Genomic DNA, 23,050 nt, shown 5'->3' with positions numbered 1-23,050 from the left:
GCCCGGGGCAGCTGTCGTGCTCGGCATCACGCGGCACGGTGGGGCGCGCACGTGGTAACAACTTCACTGTGACCGATGCGAAGAGTGGCGCCAGCGCCCCCAGCGAGACCCCGTTCCACGATCTTGATGCGTTCCTGCGGCTGCCCCGCTTGTCCGGGCTGCGGCTCTCCCCGGACGGGTCCCGCTTGGTCACCGTTGCCAGCGAGCTCAACGATGAGTCGACCAAGCATGTTCCCGCGCTGTGGGAGATCGACCCGCAGGGGCAGCGTCCCGCTCGTCGACTCACCCACGGCGCGCGCGGGGAGAGCTCGCCGGCGTTCGCGCCCAACGGCGATGTGCTCTTCGTCGCTGCGCGAGGCAAGTCGGACGAGGATCCCGCCACCGCCTGGCGCCTGCCCCGCGATGGCGCCGAGGCTGTCGAGGTGGCGCGCGCTCCGCTGGGCATCAGCAGCATCGTGGTGCCGAGCGAGCGCGACACGACGATCGTGACCATGCCCGTCTTCCCGTCGGCGACCGATGACGCCGGTGATGAACGGATCCGCGACGCGCGCAGGTCGGGCAAGGTCTCGGCGATCCTGCACACCGGCTACCCCGTGCGGTACTGGGATCATGACCTGGGCCCCGAGGTACCGTGCCTCGCCGTCGCGGGGGATGGCCCTTCCTGCCGCCGTGTCGTGCAGGACGCGGCATTGCGCGAGGCACCGATCGACGTCGATCCATCGGGCTCCTACGCGGTCACGGTATGGAACGAGGCTGGTCCGCTCGGGGTCACGCGCGCGCAGCTGATGCACATCGACCTCGATTCCGGGGAGCAGTCGGTGATCGCGCGGGAGAATGACGCCGACTTCGGGATGCCCACGATCTCGCCCGACGGCAGGCGCATCGCCTACGTGCGCGAGGCGCACGCGGAGCCCGACACCGCGCCCGACGTGACGATCCACGTCCACGACCTTTCCACCGGCAAGTCGGTGCGCCTCGCGGTGGGCTGGGACCGCTGGGCGACCGCGCTCGCATGGCTGCCCGATGGCAGTGGGCTCGTTGTCACCGCCGACCAGTACGGGCGCGCGCCGCTGTTCCTCGTGTCCGTGACGAGCCCGAAGGCCGCCGTGCGAGCCCTCACCACCGATGATGCCGCGTACAGTGACGCCTGCATCGATCCGACCGGCCGCTACGCCTACGCCTTGCGCGCGGCGATCTCCGTGCCGCCCGCACCGGTGCGCATCGATCTCGAGTCCGGGGAGATCGTGCGGCTGCCCGCGCCTGCGCCGGTTCCTGCTGTCCCCGGCCGTGTCATCGAGGTCCTGACGAGCGGGGACGATGGCACCCCGATCCGGGCATGGCTCGCGCTGCCCGCCACTGCGTGCGCCGATGCCCCGGCCCCGCTGCTGGTGTGGATCCACGGTGGCCCCCTGGGCTCGTGGAATACCTGGCAGTGGCGGTGGAACCCGTGGCTGATGGTCGCGCGCGGATACGCGGTGCTCCTGCCGGACCCGGCGCTGTCCACCGGTTTCGGGCGCAAGTTCATCCAGCGCGGCTGGGGCCAGTGGGGCAAGGCGCCCTTCACCGACCTGATGGCGCTGACCGACGCGACCGAGCAGCTGCCGGAGATCGACGAGACGCGCACCGCCGCGATGGGTGGCTCGTTCGGTGGCTACATGGCCAACTGGATCGCCGGGCATACCAACCGGTTCAAGGCGATCATCAGCCATGCGGGCCTGTGGGCGCTGGATCAGTTCGGCCCTACCACGGATGCGGCATGGTACTGGGCGCGGGAGATGACGCCCGAGATGGCGGTGGAGAACTCGCCGCACCTCTACGTCGCTGACATCACCACGCCCATGCTGGTCATCCACGGTGACAAGGACTATCGCGTGCCCATCGGCGAGGCGCTGCGACTGTGGTACGAGCTCAACTCCGAGTCCGGACTGCCCACTGATGATCACGGCGTGTCCGAGCACCAGTTCTTGTGCTTCCCCGATGAGAACCACTGGATCCTCAAGCCTCAGCACACCAAGGTGTGGTACGAGACGATCCTGGCGTTCCTCGCTTCCCGGATGGAGGCCGGGCCTGCCGAGCTGCCCGACGTGCTGGGCGTCGAGCTCCCCGAGGATGACGAGGAGTGATGGCTATCGGCTCGGAGGGTTGCGGCGAGGCTTGAGCTGGGCGTTGGGCAGCGGTGGAGCCGGGATGCGATCGGTCTTGCCGACGTATCCCTCCACGGCCCCGAACCGATCGGAGTGGGCTTCCCAGTCGTCGCGGAAGCGGGTGATCTCCTCGTGGGTGCGGCCCACGAAGTTCCACCACATGATGATCTCCTCGTCGAAGGGCGTGCCGCCGAGCAGGATGATGCGGGTGGGGCCATCGTGCGTGTTGTCCAGCATGATCGTGCTGCGCCCCGTCGGCAGGTAGGCGAGCGCGCCGGGCTCGATGCTGGTGCCGCCGGTGCGGGCGCGGCCAGTATCGACGAGGAGGCCATGCTCGAACGCCGGATCGACCTCGAGCTCCACGGTGGCGCCGGGCTCGAGCAGGAGCTCGGCTCCCAGCAGCGGCGTGTGCGTGCTGACCGGTGAAGTACTGCCGGCGAGGCTGCCAAGGAACACGCGGAGGCTGGCGCCGTCGAGCTCGACGAGCTCGGGGGCATGATGCTGGAACTCGCGGGGGGCATCGCGCGCGTGCTCGGGCAGCGCTACCCAGAGCTGCACGCCGTGCAGCACAGTGGTATTGCTCGTGGAGACCTCGGAGTGGCAGATGCCGTGGCCGCCAGTCATCAGGTTGATCTCGCCCGGCCGGACGAGACCGTGCACGCCGCCGCTGTCGCGATGCTCGATCTCTCCAGTGAACAGCCAGCTCACGGTTTGCAGCCCGGTATGGGGGTGCGGGGCCACATCCATGCCGCCACTATCGGCGACGTCCTCGGGGCCGTAGTGGTCGGCGAAGCACCATGCGCCGATGAACGAGCGTTGCCGCTGGGGGAGAGTGCGCCGCACCAGCATCGCTCGGGGCCCACCGAGGGGGACGTCGCGAGGCTCGAGGATCTCCACCTCGCCGTGGCTGCTCGTGGCGGTGCAGGTGAGCTCCGCGGGGTGGGCTTCGGTGTTGCTCATGGCGTCTCCGTCGGGTGCGTGGTCAACCGTGCGAGTGCTGTTCGATCAGGCTACCGCGCGACCGCCCAGGCTTCTCCGGGACTCGGGTCGCGGGCGTGGACCGCGCGCATGGACCGCGTGGCCGCACGTGGTGGCGAGTTTCGATTTGGTAGACGGCCCACATGGCGTTCGTGGCTCTTTCCCGGATCGTCCTATGCTGAGAGTGCCCCGGCGCTCACGCACGAAAGCGAGTCAGATGTCCTTGCCAGCTCAGGAACCGGTCGTTCGTACAGTGAACGGCGAGGTATCCACGACTGCTGGGGCCGGTGCGGTGCCGACGCTCGAGCCGCTGGTGGGCACGCACGCCCGTGCAGTGCTCGCCCGCCCGGTGGAAGTCCATCGATGGGTGGCGGCGCTCGGCTCGCCGCTGACGATCCTGCTGCCGGAGCAGGTCGCCGGGAATATCGCTGCGGCGCGGGCGGTCCTGGATCGACATGGTGTTTCCGGCGCGATCCGGTTCGGCGCGCAGGCATGCCCGTCCACGACGGTCATCCGGCAGGTCTCGGCAGAGGGGGCCGGAGTCCTCGCGTGCTCGCTGGCCTCGATGACCGATGCGCTCTCGGCGGGCGTCCCTGGACGCTCGATCCTGGTGGGCGGCGTGAAGACGCCGGAGATGCTGTGGCTCGCCGCGAGGGCCGGGTGCACGGTGGTGGTCAGCTCGCTGGAGGAACTGCGCGAGGCCGGTGCGCTCGCCGGCCGCCTGGATGTCCTGCTGCGCTTCTCGTCGTTCGTCGATACGGGCGCGCCGGTCAAGATCCGTCCTTCGCGATCCGGTTTCGCGGAGAGGGATTTCCCGGCGATCGCGGCGGAGCTTTCCCGGCATCGCGATCTCAGTCTGAGGGGATTGTCCTTTCACCTGGATACGGTGGGCATTCCCGAGAAGGCGCTGGCGCTCGATGGATGCCTCCGGGTGCTGCGCGAGGCGCGGGCCGCGGGCTTCTCTCCCGATGTCATTTCCATCGGCGGAGGCTTTGGCGTGACGTATGTGGCTGACCCGGGCCAGTGGGATGCATTCACCACTGCGTTGATCGATTCCGCGCTCGGTCGGCGCGCGCCGTTCACCTGGCAATCCTTCCACTACGGCCTTCGCGCCGAGAAGGGCAAGCTGCGCGGGGCTGCGAGCCTCTATCCAGCGCAGCGCACCGCGGTCGGGGCGAGGTACCTCGATGATCTGCTCGGGCAGCGGCAGGAATCGTCCGGGGCATCTTTTGGCCGCATTCTGCGGGACTCGATGCTCGAGCTGTGGATCGAGCCCGGGCGGTGGCTCGTGGACCAGGCCGGACTGACGCTCGTACGCGTGCTGCGCGTCTCGGGAGGTGGGTCCAGTGGTGCTACGATCGAGGTCGATGCGTCCTCCGATGATCTCAGGACCGAGCGGTTCGGTGTCATGATGGATCCGCTGCTGGTGCGGGTCCCGGGCAGTGCCGATGCGGATGTGCCGGGACCAGGCTCTGGATTCCTGGTGGGGAACCGTGATTCCGAGTCTGGCCTCATCACCCGTCGCGCGATCAGTTTTCGGGCCATGCCGCGGGCGGGCGACATCCTCGCTTTCGTCAACACCGCCGGCTATCTCGCTGACCTCGATAGCCATCACGTGATCGCGGCGCAGGTCACGCCACGCGGCAGCATGGAGCCGATGCGCTGGTGGGAGGACGGCCGGTACTGGCCGGAGCCCGTGCACGAGGCCTGCGAGCCAGGGGAGGGAAACTCATGAAGTACGACAGCATCCTCGACGTCATCGGCAACACGCCATTGGTCAGGATCAGCCCCGCCGTTCACGGTCTCGCCCATATCGACCTCTACGCCAAGCTTGAGATGATGAATCCATTTGGCTCGGTGAAGGACCGCACCGCGTGGGGACTAGTCCGCAGCAGCATCGAGGACATCAAGGCCAATGGCCAGTCAATAGTCGAATTGTCGAGCGGAAACACCGCGAAGGCGCTCTCGGTGATCGCGAGCATGAACGGCGTGCCGTTCCGGTGCGTCACCAATCGCATGAAGGTCCCCGAGATCAAGGACATGCTCGCGCTCATCGGGGCACGGATCGATGAGCTGCCCGGGCAGCAGGAATCGTTCGACCGCGGGTGCGTCGATGATCCCCGCAGCGTGATCTACCGCGAGATGGCCGGTGACGACTCCGTGGTCCACACCGACCAGTACTACAACGACGACAACTCCGGGATCCACACCCAGGACACCGGGCCGGAGATCATCGAGGATCTCGGTGGCGCGGCGCCGGACTATTTCATCGCCACCGTCGGCACGGCAGGGTCCTCGACCGGCATTATCCGTGCGCTGCGGGCATCGCGTCCCGACGTCCGCGCAGTGGGTCTCGTCGTGCGCAAGCCAGACTTCATCCCGGGCATCCGGACGGTCGATGAACTGCAGGAGGTCGGGCTCTACGACCCTGCCGAGTTCGACGTGATCACGGAGATCGGCTCGAGCGAGGCTCTCGAGGGAACGGCCCAGCTCATCCGCCGCAGTGGCATCCTCGGCGGACCGACAAGCGGTGCCGCCTACCACGGAGCGTTGGAGTACCTGCGGGAGGAGGACCGGAAGCTCGGCGAGGCCGGCTCCACGGAGCGGCGCACCGCTGTGTTCCTGGTGTGCGACCGCATCGAGCCATACATGAGCTACGTGCGCTCACGCAGGCCCGATCTCCTCGGCCAGCCGGCGAGCACGCTAGGGCTAGCGGCGGTGAGCGCCGAGGACGTGGACGCGGTGCCGCGCGTGGGCCCCCACCAGATCGAGGAGCATCGTGCGGAGAAGCATCCGCTCATCGTGGACGTGCGCGCCCGCTATGCCTTCGGCCTCAGCCACCTGCCAGGCTCGATCAACATCCCCGACGATGTGTTCGTGGAGAACCTGCGGGCAGGCATGCCATTCGGTCCCGAGACCGAGGTGCTGCTGGTGTGCGCGGATGGGGAGATCTCCGTGAAGCTCGCGGCGATGCTGGTGCGGCTCGGCCACCAGGCGACGTTCGTGCTCGAGGGTGGGCTGTCGAGTGCTCGTGCCGCGGGTGCCGAGCTCGCGATGATGTGATCACCGCACCGTTGCGAGCAGGATGCTCGCGGTGGTGAGCGCGCCGATGCCGCCGAGCATGGCCGGGGTGACCGCAGTGGCTCTGTGCCTGGCGACGAGGAACCCGATCGCGATTTCCCCGCGACACGCTGCAGCAGAACGGCGTCCGGGCTGCCCGTGGTGCAACTGATGTGACCCGGGGCAGTCCTGTTCCCTAGAATCGCGGGGTGACCAGTGCAGCGCCAGACCCCCAGGACACCGCCACCCCCAGCGGCACGAGCCCGCAAGGATCCAGCCCGGACGGATCCCGGCCCGCCGTGGACCTGCCCAAGGCATGGGAGCCGCAGGCCGTGGAGGCGGAGCTGTACCAGCGCTGGGTCGACGCCGGGTACTTCACCGCCGATCCGCGCAGCGACAAGCCAGGCTTCTCCATCGTGCTGCCGCCGCCGAACGTCACTGGCAGCCTGCACATGGGCCACGCGCTCGATCACACCCTGATGGACATCCTGTGCCGCCGCAAGCGCATGCAGGGCTTCGAGGTGCTCTGGCTGCCCGGCATGGACCACGCCGGCATCGCCACCCAGATGGTCGTCGAGAAGCAGCTCGATGCCGCCGGCACCAGCCGCCACGAGATGGGCCGAGAGGCCTTCGTCGAGCGGGTATGGCAGTGGAAGGCCGAGTCGGGCGGCACCATCATGGAGCAGATGCGCCGCATCGGCGACGGCGTCGACTGGGGCCGCGAGCGCTTCACCCTCGACGAGGGCCTCTCGCGCGCCGTGCACACCATCTTCAAGAAGCTCTATGACGCCGGGCTGATCTATCGCGCCGAGCGCCTGGTCAACTGGTCGCCCGTGCTGCAGACCGCCATCTCCGACATCGAGGTCAAGCACGAGGAGGTCGAGGGAGAGCTGGTGTCGCTGCGCTACGGCTCCCTCAACGACGACGAGCCACACGTCATCGTCGCCACCACCCGTGTCGAGACGATGCTCGGTGATACCGCCGTCGCCGTGCACCCCGACGACGAGCGCTACCAGCACTTGATCGGCACCACCGTCTACCACCCCATCACCGAGCGCCAGATCCCCATCGTGGCCGATGACTACGTCGATCCCTCCTTCGGGTCCGGCGCGGTGAAGATCACCCCCGCCCACGACCCCAACGACTTCGAGCTCGGCGTGCGGCACGACTTGCCGATGCCCACGATCATGGACGAGCACGCGCGCATCGCTGGCACGGGCACCGAGTTCGATGGCATGGACCGGTTCGAGGCCCGCGCCCGCATCCGGGAGCGGCTCGCCGCCGAGGGCCGCGTGGTCGCCGAGAAGCGCCCCTACGTGCACAGCGTCGGCCACTCCGAGCGCGGCGGCGAGGTCATCGAGCCCCGGTTGTCCAAGCAGTGGTGGGTCAAGGTGGACGAGCTCGCGCGCATGGCCGGTGACGCCGTCCGCGATGGCGATACCGTCATCCACCCCAAGTCCTTGGAGCCCCGGTGGTTCTCCTGGGTCGACGATATGCACGACTGGTGCATCTCCCGGCAGCTGTGGTGGGGTCACCGCATCCCCATCTGGTACGGGCCAGACGGCGACGTCGTGTGCCCCGCGCCGGGGGAGACTGCACCTGAGGGCTATGTGCAGGATCCCGATGTGCTCGACACCTGGTTCTCCTCCGGCCTGTGGCCGTTCTCCACGATGGGCTGGCCCGAGCAGACCGACGAGCTCGCCAAGTTCTATCCCACCAGCGTGCTCGTCACCGGCTACGACATCCTGTTCTTCTGGGTCGCCCGGATGATGATGTTCGGCCGGTTCGTCGCCGAGGAGGACGAGCACGCGCCCGGGGGCAAGGTCCCGTTCCACGATGTGTTCCTCCACGGGCTCGTGCGCGATGAGCAGGGCCGCAAGATGTCGAAGTCCCGCGGCAACGGCATCGACCCGCTCGACTGGGTGGAGCGGTTCGGCGCGGATGCCCTGCGCTTCACCCTCGCGCGCGGCGCCAACCCCGGCGCGGACCTGCCCGTCGGCGAGGACCATGCCCAAGCGGCCCGCAACTTCGCCACCAAGCTGTTCAACGCCACCAAGCTGGCCCTGATGAACGGCGCCGCGCCCGGCGAGCTTCCCGCCCGCGACACCCTCACCGACCCGGACCGGTGGATCCTCGACCGCCTCGAGCACGTGCGTGCCGAGGTCGATGCCGCGTTCGATCGCTACGAGTTCGGCAAGGCATGCGAGGCCCTCTACCACTTCGCCTGGGACGAGTTCTGCGACTGGTACCTCGAGCTCGCCAAGGTGCAGTTCGCCGACGAGGACACCGCGCCCGCCACCCGCATCGTCGTCGGGACCATCCTCGACACGCTGCTGCGCCTGCTGCATCCCGTCATCCCGTTCGTCACCGAGACGCTCTGGACCAAGCTCACCGGCGAGGAATCCGTCGTCATCGCGGACTGGCCCGGCACGCTGGGCGCGGACCGCGACGAGCAGGCCGCCCGCCGCATCGACGATGTCCAGCACCTCGTCACCGAGATCCGCCGGTTCCGCTCCGACCAGGGCCTGCGCCCGGGCCAGAAGGTGCCCGCCCGCATCGTCGGCCTCGAACAGGCGGACCTCACGTCGCTGCATCCCTACATCGCGGCCCTGTCGAGGCTCACCGCGGCCGAGGAAGGCTTCACCGCATCCGCGGCCATCGAGGTGCGCACCAGCCGGACCACGCTGCAGGTGGAGCTCGACACCTCCGGAACGGTGGACATCGAGGCAGAGAAGCGCCGCCTGGCCAAGGATCTCGCAGCCGCGGAGAAGGAGCTCGCGCAGACCTCCGCCAAGCTCGGCAACGAGGCATTCCTCGCCAAGGCGCCGGCGCAGGTCGTCGAGAAGATCACCACCCGCAAGGCCATCGCCGAGGAGGAGGTGCAGCGCATCGGGGAGCGGCTTGCTGCGCTCGCTGCACGGTGAGGCTGGCCGCGCGATGAGGCTGCACGACGAGGATGCGCGCACAATGAGGCTGGGCACGATGCGGCTGGGCACGATGCGGCTGGGCACGATGCGGCTGGGCACACCAATCAATCTGGGAGCACGATGAATATCGATGACCTCGACGGACCCGACCTCCTCAAGGCGCTCGGGGTGCCGGACGACGATGACAAGCCGGACCCGGACACGCCGATCTACATCCCGCCCACCGCGGAGGACCTCGCCGAGCTCGCGGAGGTGGAGGCCGAGCTCGACCAGCGCTGGCCCGAGACGAAGATCGAGCCGAGCCTGACGCGGATCTCCCTGCTGCTCGATGTGCTGGGCGAGCCGCACACCGCGTACCCATCGATCCACATCGCTGGCACCAACGGCAAGACCTCCGTCGCCCGGATGATCGATGCGCTGCTCACTCGCATGGGGCAGCGCACGGGCCGCACGACCAGCCCGCACCTGCAGCTCGTCACCGAGCGGATCAGCGTGGACAACGCGCCCATCAGCCCGCGGACCTACATCGACACCTACCGCGAGCTCGAGCCCTACATCGCGATGATCGACGAGAAATCAGTCGCTGCGGGCGGCCCGCGCATGAGCAAGTTCGAGGTGCTCACCGCGATGGCGTTCACTGTTTTCGCCGATGCGCCCATCGACGTCGGTGTCATCGAGGTCGGGCTCGGTGGCACCTGGGACGCCACCAACGTGATCACCGGCGATGTCGCGGTAATTACCCCCATCGGCCTCGACCACACCGAGTACCTCGGCTCGACGCTCACCGCCATCGCCTCCGAGAAGGCCGGCATCATCAAGCGCGCGCCCGACAGGATCGTCCCCACCGACACGGTCGCGGTCATCGGCGAGCAGCAACCCGAATCCATGGACGTCCTGCTCCGCCAGGCGCTCGACGCGGATGCCGCGGTGGCCCGCGCGGGCAGCGAGTTCCTCGTCCTCGAGCGGCGCGTGGCAGTAGGTGGACAGCAGGTAACCCTGCAAGGCCTCGGAGGCGTCTACGACGACATCTTCCTGCCGCTGCACGGCGAGCACCAGGCGCGCAATGCCTCCCTCGCGCTCGCCGCGGTCGAAGCGTTCTTCGGCGCGGGCAAGGATCGCCGGCTCGACATCGACTCGGTGCGCGAGGCATTCGCCACCGTCGCCAGCCCCGGACGGCTCGAGCGGGTCCGGCCCGCGCCCACCGTGTTCCTCGACGCGGCGCACAACCCGCACGGTGCCCAGGCTCTCGCCCGGGCGCTCTCCGATGAGTTCGATTTCCGCCGGCTGGTCGGCGTGGTCGCCGTGATGGCGGACAAGGATGCCGCCGGGATCCTCGATGCCCTCGAGCCAGTCCTCGACGAGATCGTTGTCACGACCAACTCCTCGCCCCGCGCGATGCCCGCCAACGAGCTCGCCGAGCTCGCGATGCCACGATTCGGTGATGATCGCGTCATCATCGCCCAAGGCCTCGCCGATGCCATCGAGACCGCGGTGGCACGCGCGGAGGAGGTCGCCACCGGCGATGAGCATGTCTCCGGGGCAGGCATCGTCATCACCGGATCCGTCGTCACCGCCGGCAACGCGCGCAGCCTGTTCGGAAAGGAACCCTTGTGACCGAGACAACCGCGAGCACTGGTCCCGGGGCAGTCCCCGATCCCTGGAAGGGCCTGCGGGGCGTCATGGCCGGCACGCTCATCCTGCAGGCCATCGTCGTCCTGCTCGCCCTGCCCGTCGTCTGGCGCGTCGGCGATGGCATCACCTGGCTCTCGGGGGGCTACATCCTCGGGCTCGCTGTCCTGATGATCCTCGGATCCGGCCTGCAGCGCCGGCCATGGGCGCTGCGCTTCGACTTCGCGCTGCAAGCACTCATGGTCGGGACGTTCTTCTTCAGCATCGCGCTCGGCGTCCTCGGCCTCATCTTCCTCGCGGTGTGGGCGTACATCCTGTACCTGCGCAACGACATTCGCAAGCGGATGGCCGCGGGCCTGCTGCCCGCGCAGCAGCGCGCCCGGGCGGACGAGCGCGCGGAGGAGAACGATGCACCGGGCCAGTGACGCGTCCGTGGGCCAAGGCAGATAGGCTAGGCGCGTGAGTGAGCGCACCCTAGTACTGATCAAGCCCGACGGCGTGGCCCGTGGCCTCGTCGGTGAAGTCATCTCCCGCATCGAGCGGCGCGGCCTCAGCCTCGCTGCGCTGGAGCTGAAGCATGTCACCGAGGAGATTGCTGCCCAGCACTATGCCGAGCACCAGGGCAAGCCCTTCTACCAGTCCCTGATCGACTTCATCACCTCCGGGCCGCTCGTCGCGGCCGTGGTGGAGGGCCCGCGCGCGGTCGCGGCGTTCCGCCAGATCGCCGGTGGCACCGACCCCGTGGAGAAGGCAGCCCCCGGTTCCGTCCGTGGCGACTTCGCCCTCGAGGTCCAGGAGAACATCGTCCACGGATCGGACTCGACGGATTCCTCCGCGCGCGAGATCGCGCTCTGGTTCCCCGGCCTGGCCTGATCCGATCACCGCGACCCGGGCCGCCTGGCCCGGCCATCGCATCAGCGGTCCGCGAGGGCCGCACCACACCGAGGCTCGGCAGCACCGGCTGAGTGCATGGGCACTAGCCGCGCTGCCGAGTCTTTCCCATCGTGGCGAGCCTGGCGCGAGGAGTGTGGGATAGTAGGAGGCAGTGGCATCACATCCGCCGCGACGGGACGGGGACTTTGTCGCGTTCCAGCGAGGATGAGACGGTGCTGCTGCAGGGCTTCCAACGGGGAGCCCGGCCTGGTCCCACCACCGGTTCAGGCGCGGCATGACAGTCATGCCAGGCGCCGAGCCCAAGGGAGGATCCAGCCGGGCGAGCCAGGGTGCCCGCAGCGATGACCCGCTGGAACAACTTCCCGGCGAGGCACCGCTGGCAGACCTGACAATGAACTCGCGCCGGAACGAGCGCGAGAAGGCTTATGCCCCTGTGTGGCCGCGTCCGACGCGCCCGGGGGCCCGAGGAGTATACGTGGCTGATCACGTGGCGCCCGATGACGCTACCCAACCGAACACCAGCGGTGAACCCGCAGCTCAGTCCGCCGACAGTGAGGACTCACGCCCAGTGTTCCCCGCCAAGATGCGCGTGCACGCGCTCGCCAAGCTGCTAGGGCAGACCAGCAAGCAACTGCTCGCGAGCCTCAAGGAGCAAGGCCACGAGATGCGCAGCGCGCACTCCACCGTGGAGCGCGCTCTCGCCGAGCAGCTCTGGGATGATGCGCAAGGCACGGCAGGCCCAGCAGGTGCAGCAGGTTCGCCGCCCGAGGCTCCTGATGCCAAGACCGCCCAGGCCGAGCAATCAGCCGGCGCGACAGGGCCTGAGGAGCAATCAGCCGGGTCGGAGCCACCTTCCCTCTTCTCGGAGCCAGCGGCCAAGCGCAAGCCCACTGGATCCAGCAAGCGCTCGGGCGATGAGCCAGAGATCAATGTCGGACCGCCCTTGTTCCTCTCGCCGCCAGAAGTGGACCGCGAGGAAGAGCCTCGGGCACGTACACGCACCCGCAAGCCCAAGCGCGCGAGCGAGGAGCAGGCACCGGAGCAGGCTGGATCGCCCAAGGCCGATGACACCCAGGCCACGGATGCTCGGACCGACGATGCCCAGACCGAGGGCGGCGGCAAGGCCGAGCCGCCCAAGTCAGGCAAGCGCAAGTCCAGCGGCGGCAAGGATTCAGGAGAACCCGAGGCGCCAGGGAGCTACGAGCCCCGGCGCCGCGGCTCCGATCAAGCCCGCGGCTCCGACGAGGCCACCGAGTCGGACAAGGCGAGCGAGTCGGACCGGGGCGACGCGGAGACCTCGGAATCGGAAACCGATGATGACAGCGGCAAGCGCAACAGGCGCCGACGCAGGGGTCGCCGTGGCCGTGGCCGCGGCAAGGGCGAGGCATCGCCGGGCGACGAGGGCTCGTCGGACAGCGATAGCGACGACTCTGACCAGCAGCCGGACAGCGGAACCAGCCGCAAGGACTCGGGCGCGACGAGCAGTAAGCAGTCCGGGAAGGCCGAAGCCTCGCAGGGCGGCGGCGATACCGGCAAGAGCGATACCGGCAAGAGCGAGTCGGCGAAGGATGAGTCGGCCAAGGGCGAATCATCTTCGGGCGATTCCTCCGAGGATTCTGCTGGAGACGACAACGAGAGCGATGACGCATCCGGCTCCGCGAGCAGCCGTCGCCGCCGTCGCCGCCGTCGGAGGCGAGGCAGCGGGGACGATTCCAGCGATGCCACCGCAGGGGAGGACCCGCCCAACACAGTCGTCCACGAGCGGGAGCCACGCAGCAAGTCCCGCAAGGACGAGGTGCAGGGGATCAGCGGCTCGACCCGTCTCGAGGCCAAGCGCCAGCGGCGCCGCGACGGGCGGGAAGCAGTCCGTCGGCGCCCACCGATCCTGACCGAGGCCGAGTTCCTCGCGCGCCGCGAATCAGTGGAGCGCGTGATGGTGGTGCGCGAGAAGCGTGCCAGCAACCAGCCCGGCACGACCACCCAGATCGGCGTCCTCGAGGACGGGATGCTCGTCGAGCATTTCGTGACCAGCGCCGCGTCCGGCTCGATCGTGGGCAACATCTACCTGGGACGGGTCCAGAACGTCCTGCCCAGCATGGAGGCCGCGTTCGTCGATATCGGCCGCGGCCGCAACGGCGTGCTCTACGCCGGCGAGGTCAACTGGGATGCTGCCGGGCTCGATGGCGGCGCCCGGAAGATCGAGCAGGCGCTGCGGCCCGGCGACCAGGTGCTCGTGCAGGTCTCCAAGGACCCGGTCGGTCACAAGGGTGCTCGACTGACGACGCAGGTCTCGCTCGCCGGCCGCTTCCTCGTCTACGTGCCCGAGGGCTCGTCCACCGGCATCAGCCGCAAGCTCCCCGATAATGAGCGGCGCAGGCTCAAGGAGATCCTCCGCGAGATCATCCCCGACGATGCGGGCGTCATCGTGCGCACGGCGTCCGAGGGAGTGCCGGCCGAGGAGCTCGCGCGCGACGTCGACCGGCTCCAGAAGCTGTGGGCGTCGATCGCCGAGGATGCGAAGGCCGACAAGGGCAAGGCGCCCCGAGCGCTGTACGAGGAGCCCGACCTCCTCGTGAAGGTCGTGCGCGACATGTTCAACGAGGACTTCGCGAAGCTGGTCGTGCAGGGCGATCGTGTGTGGGAGACCGTGGAGGGCTACGTGCGCAAGGTAGCGCCGGACCTCCTCGACCGCGTGCACCAGCACGAGGAGAAGCTCGATGTGTTCGAGCGGTTCCGTATCGACGAGCAGATCTCCAAGGCCCTCGACCGCAAGGTCTGGCTGCCATCCGGTGGCACGCTCGTCATCGATCGCACCGAAGCGATGACCGTCATCGATGTCAACACCGGCAAGTTCACCGGATCGGGGGGCAACCTCGAGGAGACCGTCACGAGGAACAACCTCGAGTCGGCCGAGGAGATCGTGCGCCAGCTACGCCTGCGCGACGTCGGCGGAATGATCGTTATCGACTTCATCGACATGGTGCTCGAATCCAATCGCGATCTCGTGCTCCGGCGCCTCACCGAGGCACTGGCGCGGGACCGGACCCGGCACCAGGTCTCCGAGGTCACCTCGCTCGGCCTGGTACAGATGACGCGCAAGCGGATCGGCACCGGCCTCGTCGAGGCCTTCTCGACCACCTGCGAGCACTGCCACGGCCGCGGCCTCGTCATGCACGACGAGCCCGTCGACGCGCAGTCCGAGCCGGACCGCGGCGCCAGTTCCCGCAGGTCGCGCCGAACACGCGCCGCCAAGCCCGAGGTAGAGGCGCCCGAGGCCCCGAGCCAGCATGCGCCGCAGTCATCGCCCGATGACCTCAAGGCGCAAGCAGAGAACCACTCCAAGCATCCGATGATCCTCGCGATGTCCACGCCGCAGGAGGAGGAAGAGGCCGCTGCCGCGGCACACGGTGCCTCGAGCGGGCAGGCCGCCGACGCCAGCGCTGCTGCGGACGTGTCATCGAAGGATGCGGACTCCTCGGAGGCCGCGGCGCCGGAGCAGGGCAGCAGGCCATCCCGGTCTCGTCGGCGCAGCCGGTCGACCGGTTCCAGCAGCGCCGCCAAGCCTGTAGCGGAAACGCAGGACGGCGAGACACAGGACGCGCAGGCTGCACAGCCGGCACACGAAGCCACAGCTGCAGCGCAGGTGTCGGTCAGTACGTCAGGGCAGGCAGCGGCCACGGCACCCGCGGCCGTGGAGGATGCCGGTTCCAGCGCGGCTGCTAGTGCCTCGAGCGTTGTCACCAGGGAAGCGGACACGGAAACGGCGCGTCCACCGCGGCGACGGCGTGTCCAGCGGCCCGCGGGCGGGGCAGCGTCCTCGGCTCCGGAGCCTGCGGCGCCCGTTGCCACCGAGCAGGCATCCTCGGCGCCAGCGGCAGCATCCGCGGAGGCAGCAACCGTGGCGGAGCCTGCGAGTGCCGAACATGCTCCGGCCGTGACGATCGTGCCGGCGCAGGAGGCCGAGGTGGTCGCCCGGCCCGTTCAGCGGCGACGGCGGCGTGCTGCGGGACGGCCCTCGGGACCACCGGTGGACGCGGCGGACTCCGCTGCGACCGACGCGGCTGGGTCGGACTCGGCTCCGGCCGATGCCGGAGATGACGCTGGGTCTGACTCCGCTGGGAGCACGGACTAGGCCCTGCGAAGCCGCCGGGCGCCTAGCTCGGGGGTCTCGTCGCGGCCAAAGCACCGGAAACCGTCAAACGCGATAGAAGCAGCTTTGGATTCACTGCGGCTTCTATCGCGTTTGCGGTTTGAACAGGGGCGCCCGCGACCCCTGGTTTGACCAGGCAGCCTCCCGTCCACTAGCCTTGGAAAGTCGCTGCCCGGCGATGCCCCTTCATGCTGCGATCGCGCATAAGTGAGTGGTCATGGGAGCACTGCCTCCTGTGCAAGCTATGTGCCTGCGAGACGTGGTGACGGTGTGAACCCCGTGTTCGCCGCAGGTGCATTGGTGAACCGGGTAGCTAGCATGATGGACCAGTCGTATCGCGCCCTGCGGTACGAGCACACACGTTTGATGAAGCAAGGGGTAGCCCTCCATGTACGCGATCGTCAAGTCCGGCGGCAAGCAGTACAAGGTTGCTGTTGGTGACCTCGTGAAGGTCGAGAAGATCGAGGGTGCTCCGGGCACTGCGGTTGAGCTTCCTGTCGCCCTAGTCGTCAATGGCGCAGAAGTCACCTCCGATTCCGCCGCGCTGGCCAAGGCCTCGGTCACCGGTGAGGTCGTCGAGCAGACCAAGGGCCCGAAGATCCGCATCCACAAGTTCAAGAACAAGACCGGATACCACAAGCGGCAGGGTCACCGGCAGAAGCTGACCGTCCTGAAGGTCACCGGCATCAACGCGTAAGTCACTGTCTCGATCTCAGTACTTCAGGCCTTCAAGGAGGACCAGCAATGGCACATAAGAAGGGTGCTTCCAGCTCGCGCAACGGGCGCGACTCGAACGCCAAGCGGCTCGGCGTCAAGCGCTACGGCGGCCAGCTCGTCAACGGTGGCGAGATCCTCGTCCGCCAGCGTGGCACGCACTTCCACCCCGGTGTTGGCGTGGGCCGGGGCGGCGACGATACCCTTTTCGCTCTCGATGGTGGAGTGGTTGAGTTCGGCCGCAAGCGTGGCCGCAAGACCATCAACGTCCTGCCCGTCGAGGTTTCGGCGTAGGACGTAGCACCTCGCAGGGACACGCGTTAGACGCAGCGTTCACGCTCTTGCAGGGGCGGGCCCGGGCAGCACGCCCGAAAGCCCGCCCCTGTTTGCATTGCCGCACTGGCCGCGGAGCCCCGGCAGCCGCCCAGAGCGTCCATCTTTTCCCGGCACCAATCTGCCCCGGAACCACGGGGCACCAGTCGCGGCACTGCCGCGCGGACCAGTACCACCGGTGATCCCGGTGGGAGGAGGATCCACTCGTGGCACGATTCATCGACCGCGTCGTTCTGCACACCCAGGCAGGCAACGGCGGGCACGGCTGTGCCTCCGTGCACCGTGAGAAGTTCAAGCCCCTCGGTGGGCCCGACGGTGGCAACGGCGGCCGCGGCGGCAGCGTCATCCTCGTCGTGGACCCCAACGTGCACACGCTTCTCGACTTCCACTTCCGTCCGCACGCGAAGGCTTCGAACGGCAAGTCCGGCCAGGGCAGCAACCGGAATGGCGCGGAGGGCGATGACCTGATCCTGCAGGTCCCCGAGGGAACCGTCGTCCTCGACAAGAACGGCGAGTTCCTCGCGGACATGGTCGGCGCTGGCACGGAGCTCGTCATCGCTCGCGGTGGCCGTGGTGGTCTCGGCAACGCCGCGCTGGTCTCTCGTGCCCGCCGCGCCCCCGGCTTCGCGCTGCTGGGCGAGGACGGCGAGCATGCTGAAGTCGTCCTCGAGCTGAAGTCGGTCGCCGATGTCGGGCTCGTGGGTTTCCCGTCCGCGGGGAAGTCGTCGCTCATCTCGGTGCTGTCGGCGGCAAAGCCGAAGATCGCTGACTACCCCTTCACCACGTTGCGGCCGAACCTGGGCGTGGTCGAGGCGGGCGACGTCACCTACACGATCGCCGATGTGCCGGGCCTGATCCCCGGCGCGAGCGAGGGCAAGGGCCTGGGCCTGGACTTCCTGCGACACATCGAGCGATGCGCGGTCCTCGCGCATGTCGTCGATTGCGCCACGCTCGACCCGGGTCGCGACCCGATCTCCGACATCGACGCCCTCGAGGCCGAGCTTGCCGCGTACACGCCGTCCCTGGAGGGTGACGCCAGCCTCGGCGACCTGCGTGATCGTCCGCGCATCGTGGTGCTCAACAAGGCCGATGTGCCCGAGGCCGCGGAGCTCGCGGAGTTCGTGCGGTCCGAGCTCGAGGAGCGCGGCTGGCCCGTGCACATCATCTCGGCGGTGGCGCGCACCGGATTGCGCGAGCTGTCGTTCGCGCTCGCGCGGATCGTCGCGGAGTACCGCGAGGCCCATCCCAAGGAGACCGAGCGCAGGCAGATCATCCGGCCCGTGCAGTTCGCCGAGGACTCGTTCACCGTCACTCCTGACCCCGCGCAGCCGGGCGGATTCATCGTGCGTGGCGCGAAGCCGGAGCGGTGGATCAAGCAGACCCAGTTCGACAACGATGAGGCCGTGGGCTTCCTCGCGGACCGGCTCAACAAGCTGGGCGTGGAGGACGAGCTGCTCCGGCTCGGAGCGCAGCCTGGCGCATCGGTCACCGTCGGGGACGTCACCTTCGACTTCGATCCCCAGACCCCGGCCGGAGCAGATGTCGTGCCCACCGGTCGCGGCACTGATGCGCGTCTCGAGCAGACCGAACGCATCGGCGCGAAGGAGCGCAAGCTGGCTAGCCGTATTCGTCGGGGACTGGAGGAGAACGAGAGCGAGCTCGAGCAGTGAGCATCCGCGCCACCATCGCTGGGGCCCGCAGCGTGGTGGTCAAGGTCGGGTCATCGGCCATCACCACCGTGGAGGGCGGCCTGGTCACCGAGCGCATCGATGCACTGGTCGACGCGTTCGAGGCCCGCATGCGGCTCGGCTCCGACCTCGTCGTGGTGTCCTCCGGCGCGGTGGGGGCGGGCATCGCGCCGCTCGGGCTGCGCAAGCGCCCCCAGGATCTCGCGACGAAGCAGGCCGCGGCCAGCGTCGGGCAGCTCGCGCTCGTCCAGGCCTGGGGGGCATCGTTCGCCCGCTACGGGCGCACCGTCGGCCAGGTCCTTCTCACCGCTGATGACATCGCCCGGCGGGCCCAGCATCGCAACGCCCAGCGCACACTCGATCGGTTGCGCGCGCTGCACGCGGTGCCGGTGGTCAACGAGAATGACACCGTAGCGACGACCGAGCTGCGCTTCGGCGATAATGATCGGCTCGCGGCCCTCGTCGCGCATCTCGTGGGCGCGGACGCGCTCGTCCTGCTCTCGGATGTGGATGGCCTCTACGACGGTGATCCTCGCAAAGGGGGAGCGCGGCGGATCAACCAGGTCGATGGCCCTGCCGATCTCGACGGAGTGATCGCGGGCAGTGGCGGGGCTCTCGGCACGGGCGGGATGGCCTCGAAGCTATCGGCAGCACGCCTCGCCGCGGACTCGGGGATACCGGTCCTGCTCGCCGCCGCCACCGATGCCGCCGAGGCGCTCTCCGCCGCCGGTACCGGCACGGCGTTCGTGGCCCGCCCCGAGCGCATGTCTGCCCGCAAGTTCTGGGTGCGGCATGCCGCTGATACGAATGGTTCCCTCCACCTCGACGAGGGGGCGGTGCAGGCTGTGATCGGGCATCGGAGGTCGCTCCTGGCCGCAGGGATCACCGCGGTCGAGGGTCGCTTCTACGCCGGCGATGTCGTGGAGCTGTGCGCGCCCGACGGCAGTCGCGTCGCCCGCGGGGTGGTCGCCTACGACGCGGCCGAGCTAGCGGGCATGCTGGGCCAGTCCAGCAGCGCGCTCTCCCCGGAGCTGCGGCGGCCCGTCATCCATGCCGACGACCTCGTCGCGCACTAGCTCACTAGCTCGCTACGCGTTGCCCAGCGCTATGCCAAGGCGGGTGGCGAGCTCACGGACGCGTGCATCGATATCGTCGCGCACGAGCCGCATGCGCTCCATTCCGGTGATCCCTCGCTCGGATGGTTCGTCAGTGATCCACCGCTCGACAGTGGCTGGCGGATCGTCGATGATGGCATCTTCCCCGAGGAGCACGACGGCATCAGCGGCGGCGAGCACGTTGCGGTCGATCGGCTTGGGATGCTCGCCCTCCATCGAGGCGCCCAGCTCGGCGATGCTGCGAACCGACTCCGCGTTCAGCGTGGCACCCGGGTCGGTCCCTGCGGAGCGCACGAGCACGGCATCTCCGGCATGGTGGCGCAGCAGGGCCGCCGCCATCTGGGACTTGCCGCCATTGCGGACGCACACGAACAGGACCTGCGGCACGGCCCCCGAGGTCATCGATCGGCCCCGGTGAGCTCGGCGATGAGCTCCTCGACACGGCGACGGATCTCGTCCCGGATCGGGCGCACCGCATCGATGCCTTGCCCGGCGGGATCCTCGAGCACCCAGTCGCGGTAGGACTTGCCGGGGAACACCGGGCACGCGTCGCCGCAGCCCATCGTGATGATCACGTCGGAATCCTGCACCGAATCGACGGTGAGGAGCTTGGGCCGGGATTCCGCCATGTCGATGCCTTCCTCGGCCATCACGGCCACCGCGGCCGGATTGATCGTCTCGGCGGGGGCGCTACCGGCGGAGCGGACCTCGATGCGCCCGGCCGCTAGGTGGTCGAGGTAGGCGGCGGCCATCTGGGAGCGACCGGCGTTGTGGACGCAGACGAACAGGACGCTGGGGCGGTCGCTCATGCGGTTGTCCTCTGCTGGTTCGTGGAGTTGCTCCAGTAGCGGCGGCGCAGCCACAGGGAGACGTAGACGAGGCCGACGAGCACCGGTACCTCGATGAGCGGGCCGACGACGCCAGCCAGTGCTTGCCCGGACGTCACGCCAAAGGTGGCGATGGCGACGGCGATGGCGAGCTCGAAGTTGTTGCCCGCCGCGGTGAAGGCGAGCGTCGTGGTCCGCTCGTAGCTCAGTCCCAGCATGATGCCGGCGAGGTAGCCGCTGCCCCACATGATCGCGAAGTACAGCAGCAGCGGCAGCGCGATGCGCACGACGTCGAGCGGGCTGGCGGCGATCTGCTCGCCCTGCAGCGCGAAGAGCATCACGATGGTGAAGAGCAGCCCGTAGAGCGCCCAGGGGCCGATGCGTGGCAGGAAGGACGCCTCGTACCACTCGCGGCCGCGGGCGCGCTCGCCAAGCCTGCGGGTGAGGTAGCCAGCGACGAGCGGGAGGCCGAGGAAGATGAGCACGGAGCGGGCGATGTCCCACGGTGATGCGTCGATGGTCGCTTGGTCGAGGCCGAGCCAGCCCGGAAGCAGGTCGAGGTAGAACCAGCCGAGCACGGCGAACATGACGATCTGGAATACCGAGTTCAGGGCGACGAGAACGGCCGCGGCCTCGCGGTCGCCGCAGGCGAGGTCGTTCCAGATGATGACCATCGCGATGCAGCGGGCCAGGCCGACGATGATGAGGCCCGTGCGGTACTCGGGCAGGTCCGGCAGAAGCATCCACGCCAGCGCGAACATCACGGCCGGGCCGACGACCCAGTTGAGGATGATCGAGCTCGCGAGCAGGCGGCGGTCCGCGGTGACGGTATCGAGGCGGTCGTACCGGACCTTCGCGAGGACGGGGTACATCATGATGAGCAGCCCGAGCGCGATGGGCAGCGAGATGCCGTCGACGGTGATGCTGTCGATGGCGGTGTTGATGCCGGGGACGAAGCGGCCGAGGAGCAGGCCGAGGATCATCGCGGCGCCGATCCAGACGGGCAGGTATCGGTCGAGGGTGGAGAGCTTGTCGACGACGTGGGTTCCGGTGCTCGGGGGAGCGGTCACAGTGGGGTCCTTCGCGTGTGCTGCGCGGGCGGGGCTAGCAGCAGTCGGTGGCGGGCGCTATGGGCAGCGTGGGGACTGAGCGGGCTGCGCTGGCGGAGAGGATGGCGGTGATGATCTCGTGGGCGCGGGGGGTGAGCGTGTAGTGCATCCACGTCCCGTGCCGCTCGGCGCTGACCATGCCGGCCTCGCGCAGCACCTTCAGGTGGTGGGAGACGGTGGGCTGCGAGACGGTGAACAAGCTGGTGATGTCGCAGACGCAGACGCTGCCCGTGCTCGTTGCCAGGGTGGTGGCGATCTGGAGCCGGATGGGGTCGCCGAGCGCCTTGAGCATCGCGGCGAGGTCCTCGGTCTGGTTCGACATGCATCTATATTGACAGAAGTCGATATAGTCGGCAATCCGGGCGGTGGCCATCCACCGGGAGGTCCTGCTCTGGAGCAGTACCGCTAGAGCAACACCTCTGCGAGGGTGCCCAGCGTTTCCGAGCACCCCCCATCGATGCGCGCGCTCGCGAGCTCATCGCCCCGGGTGCCACCACGGTTGACGATGATGATGGGGATGCCGCGCCGGGCGGCACGACGCACGAACCGCAGCCCGGACATCACGGTCAAGGACGAGCCCGCGACGAGCACCGCATCGGCGGCATCGACCTCCGCGTAGCAGTGCTCGACAGTGGGGCGGGGGACGGACTCGCCGAAGAACACGATGTCGGGCTTGAGGATTCCACCGCAAAGAGCGCAATCGACCATGCGAAACGTTGCCACGTCCTTGACCAGGGCATCGGCATCGGGGGCGATCTCGAGGCCGTCAATGGTCGCGGCCCTCGCGAAGCCCGGGTTGAGCTGCTCGAGCTGCTTGGCGAGAACGGCACGGTCCGAGCGCGCCCCGCAATCGAGGCAGATCACCGTGCGGTAGGTGCCATGCAGGTTGATCACGTCGCGGTGCCCGGCGCGGGTGTGGAGCAGGTCCACGTTCTGGGTGATCACCGAGCGGATGACACCCGCATCCTCGAGCGTGGCGAGCGCGCGATGCCCAGGGTTGGGCGAGCGGGACGCGATGAATCGCCAACCGATATGATTGCGCGCCCAGTACTGCTGGCGGGCCTCCCGGCTGCCCAAGAACTGCGCGATCGTCATGGGCGTGCGCGGGGGCGAGGAGGGGCTGCGGTAGTCCGGGATGCCGGAATCGGTGGATAGGCCCGCCCCGGTCAGCGCGACCGTATTGCGGCCCGCGAGGATCTCGATGGCCCGGGCGAGGCCGTCGAGCTCGGTGTCCGACTGGTGGAGATCGGCTCGTGGCTGGAGATCGGGTGGCATCGGGCTTCTCACCCCGCCCAGGATAGGCCCGAGCGCGGTGCCGTCGCACCCTCTCCGCGCAAGAAAGGACGCGGGGCACCTTCCCCAGCTGCCCCGCGTCCTATTCCGGTATACCAGCCTGCTCGGTCAAAACGTGGATCATCCGGCCATCAGTCCCGGATTTGTTATACACCGAAGCTATTCTCTATCTAGAATTCCCTGTTTGTT

At 68.6% G+C, this 23,050-nt stretch carries 18 protein-coding genes; 12 read left to right on the top strand and 6 right to left on the bottom strand.

The features are described 5' to 3' along the window. Nucleotides 1-68 precede the first annotated feature (68 nt). Nucleotides 69-2,123: a S9 family peptidase gene (locus FXO18_RS12465; RefSeq protein ID WP_149361457.1), complete on the top strand. Its 2,055-nt coding sequence runs from the start codon at nt 69-71 to the stop codon at nt 2,121-2,123. A gap of 3 nt (nt 2,124-2,126) precedes the next feature. Here FXO18_RS12465 and FXO18_RS12460 read toward each other — a convergent pair whose 3' ends face one another. Next, nucleotides 2,127-3,104 (bottom strand): pirin family protein, encoded by a 978-nt coding sequence (locus FXO18_RS12460; protein ID WP_149361456.1) that lies wholly within the window; start codon nt 3,102-3,104, stop codon nt 2,127-2,129. 271 nt (nt 3,105-3,375) lie between these two features. Between FXO18_RS12460 and FXO18_RS12455 the strand changes: the two genes are divergently transcribed. The 11 genes from FXO18_RS12455 to proB all read left to right on the top strand — a co-directional run bounded on the left by FXO18_RS12455 (nt 3,376) and on the right by proB (nt 19,593). Further along, complete coding sequence (locus FXO18_RS12455) at nt 3,376-4,857, top strand: alanine racemase (protein WP_223114736.1); 1,482 nt, start codon at nt 3,376-3,378, stop codon at nt 4,855-4,857. Further along, entirely contained in the window at nt 4,854-6,185 is a 1,332-nt protein-coding gene (locus tag FXO18_RS12450; RefSeq protein WP_149361454.1) for a pyridoxal-phosphate dependent enzyme, read from the top strand. The genes FXO18_RS12455 and FXO18_RS12450 overlap by 4 nt, the downstream gene beginning before the upstream one ends. A 296-nt stretch (nt 6,186-6,481) precedes the next feature. Beyond that, on the top strand, nt 6,482-9,106 hold the full coding sequence (locus FXO18_RS12445) for a valine--tRNA ligase (protein ID WP_407936479.1): 2,625 nt from the start codon (nt 6,482-6,484) through the stop codon (nt 9,104-9,106). Nucleotides 9,107-9,229: 123 nt separating this feature from the next. Further along, nucleotides 9,230-10,723 (top strand): bifunctional tetrahydrofolate synthase/dihydrofolate synthase, encoded by a 1,494-nt coding sequence (folC, locus tag FXO18_RS12440; protein WP_149361453.1) that lies wholly within the window; start codon nt 9,230-9,232, stop codon nt 10,721-10,723. A gap of 65 nt (nt 10,724-10,788) precedes the next feature. Further along, nucleotides 10,789-11,163 (top strand): DUF4233 domain-containing protein, encoded by a 375-nt coding sequence (locus FXO18_RS12435; protein WP_149361732.1) that lies wholly within the window; start codon nt 10,789-10,791, stop codon nt 11,161-11,163. Nucleotides 11,164-11,197: 34 nt separating this feature from the next. Continuing rightward, nucleotides 11,198-11,611, top strand: a complete 414-nt coding sequence (gene ndk, locus FXO18_RS12430; RefSeq protein WP_149361452.1) for a nucleoside-diphosphate kinase — start codon at nt 11,198-11,200, stop codon at nt 11,609-11,611. A gap of 496 nt (nt 11,612-12,107) precedes the next feature. After that, a complete protein-coding gene (locus FXO18_RS12425; RefSeq protein WP_235900646.1) occupies nt 12,108-15,764 on the top strand; it encodes a translation initiation factor IF-2 N-terminal domain-containing protein in 3,657 nt (1,218 codons plus the stop codon). Nucleotides 15,765-16,170: 406 nt separating this feature from the next. Then, nucleotides 16,171-16,479, top strand: coding sequence for a 50S ribosomal protein L21 (gene rplU / locus FXO18_RS12420; RefSeq protein WP_149361451.1), 309 nt, complete (start codon nt 16,171-16,173; stop codon nt 16,477-16,479). Between the two features lie 47 nt (nt 16,480-16,526). Then, the gene (gene rpmA / locus FXO18_RS12415; RefSeq protein WP_149361450.1) at nt 16,527-16,790 is read left to right on the top strand and encodes a 50S ribosomal protein L27; all 264 of its coding nucleotides are present in this window, start codon (nt 16,527-16,529) and stop codon (nt 16,788-16,790) included. Nucleotides 16,791-17,035: 245 nt separating this feature from the next. Next, nucleotides 17,036-18,499: a GTPase ObgE gene (obgE, locus tag FXO18_RS12410; RefSeq protein WP_149361449.1), complete on the top strand. Its 1,464-nt coding sequence runs from the start codon at nt 17,036-17,038 to the stop codon at nt 18,497-18,499. After that, complete coding sequence (gene proB / locus FXO18_RS12405) at nt 18,496-19,593, top strand: glutamate 5-kinase (protein WP_149361448.1); 1,098 nt, start codon at nt 18,496-18,498, stop codon at nt 19,591-19,593. The genes obgE and proB overlap by 4 nt, the downstream gene beginning before the upstream one ends. A 12-nt stretch (nt 19,594-19,605) precedes the next feature. Here proB and FXO18_RS12400 read toward each other — a convergent pair whose 3' ends face one another. The 5 genes from FXO18_RS12400 to FXO18_RS12380 form a co-directional block, all read right to left on the bottom strand. Then, the gene (locus FXO18_RS12400; protein ID WP_149361447.1) at nt 19,606-20,034 is read right to left on the bottom strand and encodes an arsenate-mycothiol transferase ArsC; all 429 of its coding nucleotides are present in this window, start codon (nt 20,032-20,034) and stop codon (nt 19,606-19,608) included. Then, the gene (locus tag FXO18_RS12395) at nt 20,031-20,441 is read right to left on the bottom strand and encodes an arsenate reductase ArsC (RefSeq protein ID WP_149361446.1); all 411 of its coding nucleotides are present in this window, start codon (nt 20,439-20,441) and stop codon (nt 20,031-20,033) included. Before FXO18_RS12395 ends, FXO18_RS12400 begins: the two co-directional genes overlap by 4 nt. After that, on the bottom strand, nt 20,438-21,529 hold the full coding sequence (gene arsB, locus FXO18_RS12390) for an ACR3 family arsenite efflux transporter (protein WP_149361445.1): 1,092 nt from the start codon (nt 21,527-21,529) through the stop codon (nt 20,438-20,440). Before arsB ends, FXO18_RS12395 begins: the two co-directional genes overlap by 4 nt. 34 nt (nt 21,530-21,563) lie before the next feature. After that, nucleotides 21,564-21,890, bottom strand: a complete 327-nt coding sequence (locus tag FXO18_RS12385; protein WP_149361444.1) for an ArsR/SmtB family transcription factor — start codon at nt 21,888-21,890, stop codon at nt 21,564-21,566. Between the two features lie 83 nt (nt 21,891-21,973). Continuing rightward, nucleotides 21,974-22,843, bottom strand: coding sequence for a Sir2 family NAD-dependent protein deacetylase (locus tag FXO18_RS12380; protein ID WP_149361730.1), 870 nt, complete (start codon nt 22,841-22,843; stop codon nt 21,974-21,976). Between the last annotated feature and the right edge of the window lie 207 nt (nt 22,844-23,050).

Origin of the sequence: Lolliginicoccus suaedae, assembly GCF_008312885.1 — a bacterium.
GTDB lineage: Bacteria > Actinomycetota > Actinomycetes > Mycobacteriales > Mycobacteriaceae > Lolliginicoccus > Lolliginicoccus suaedae.
Note: the sequence above shows the minus strand (reverse complement) of the source record. Positions and strands in the feature narration are given on the sequence as shown.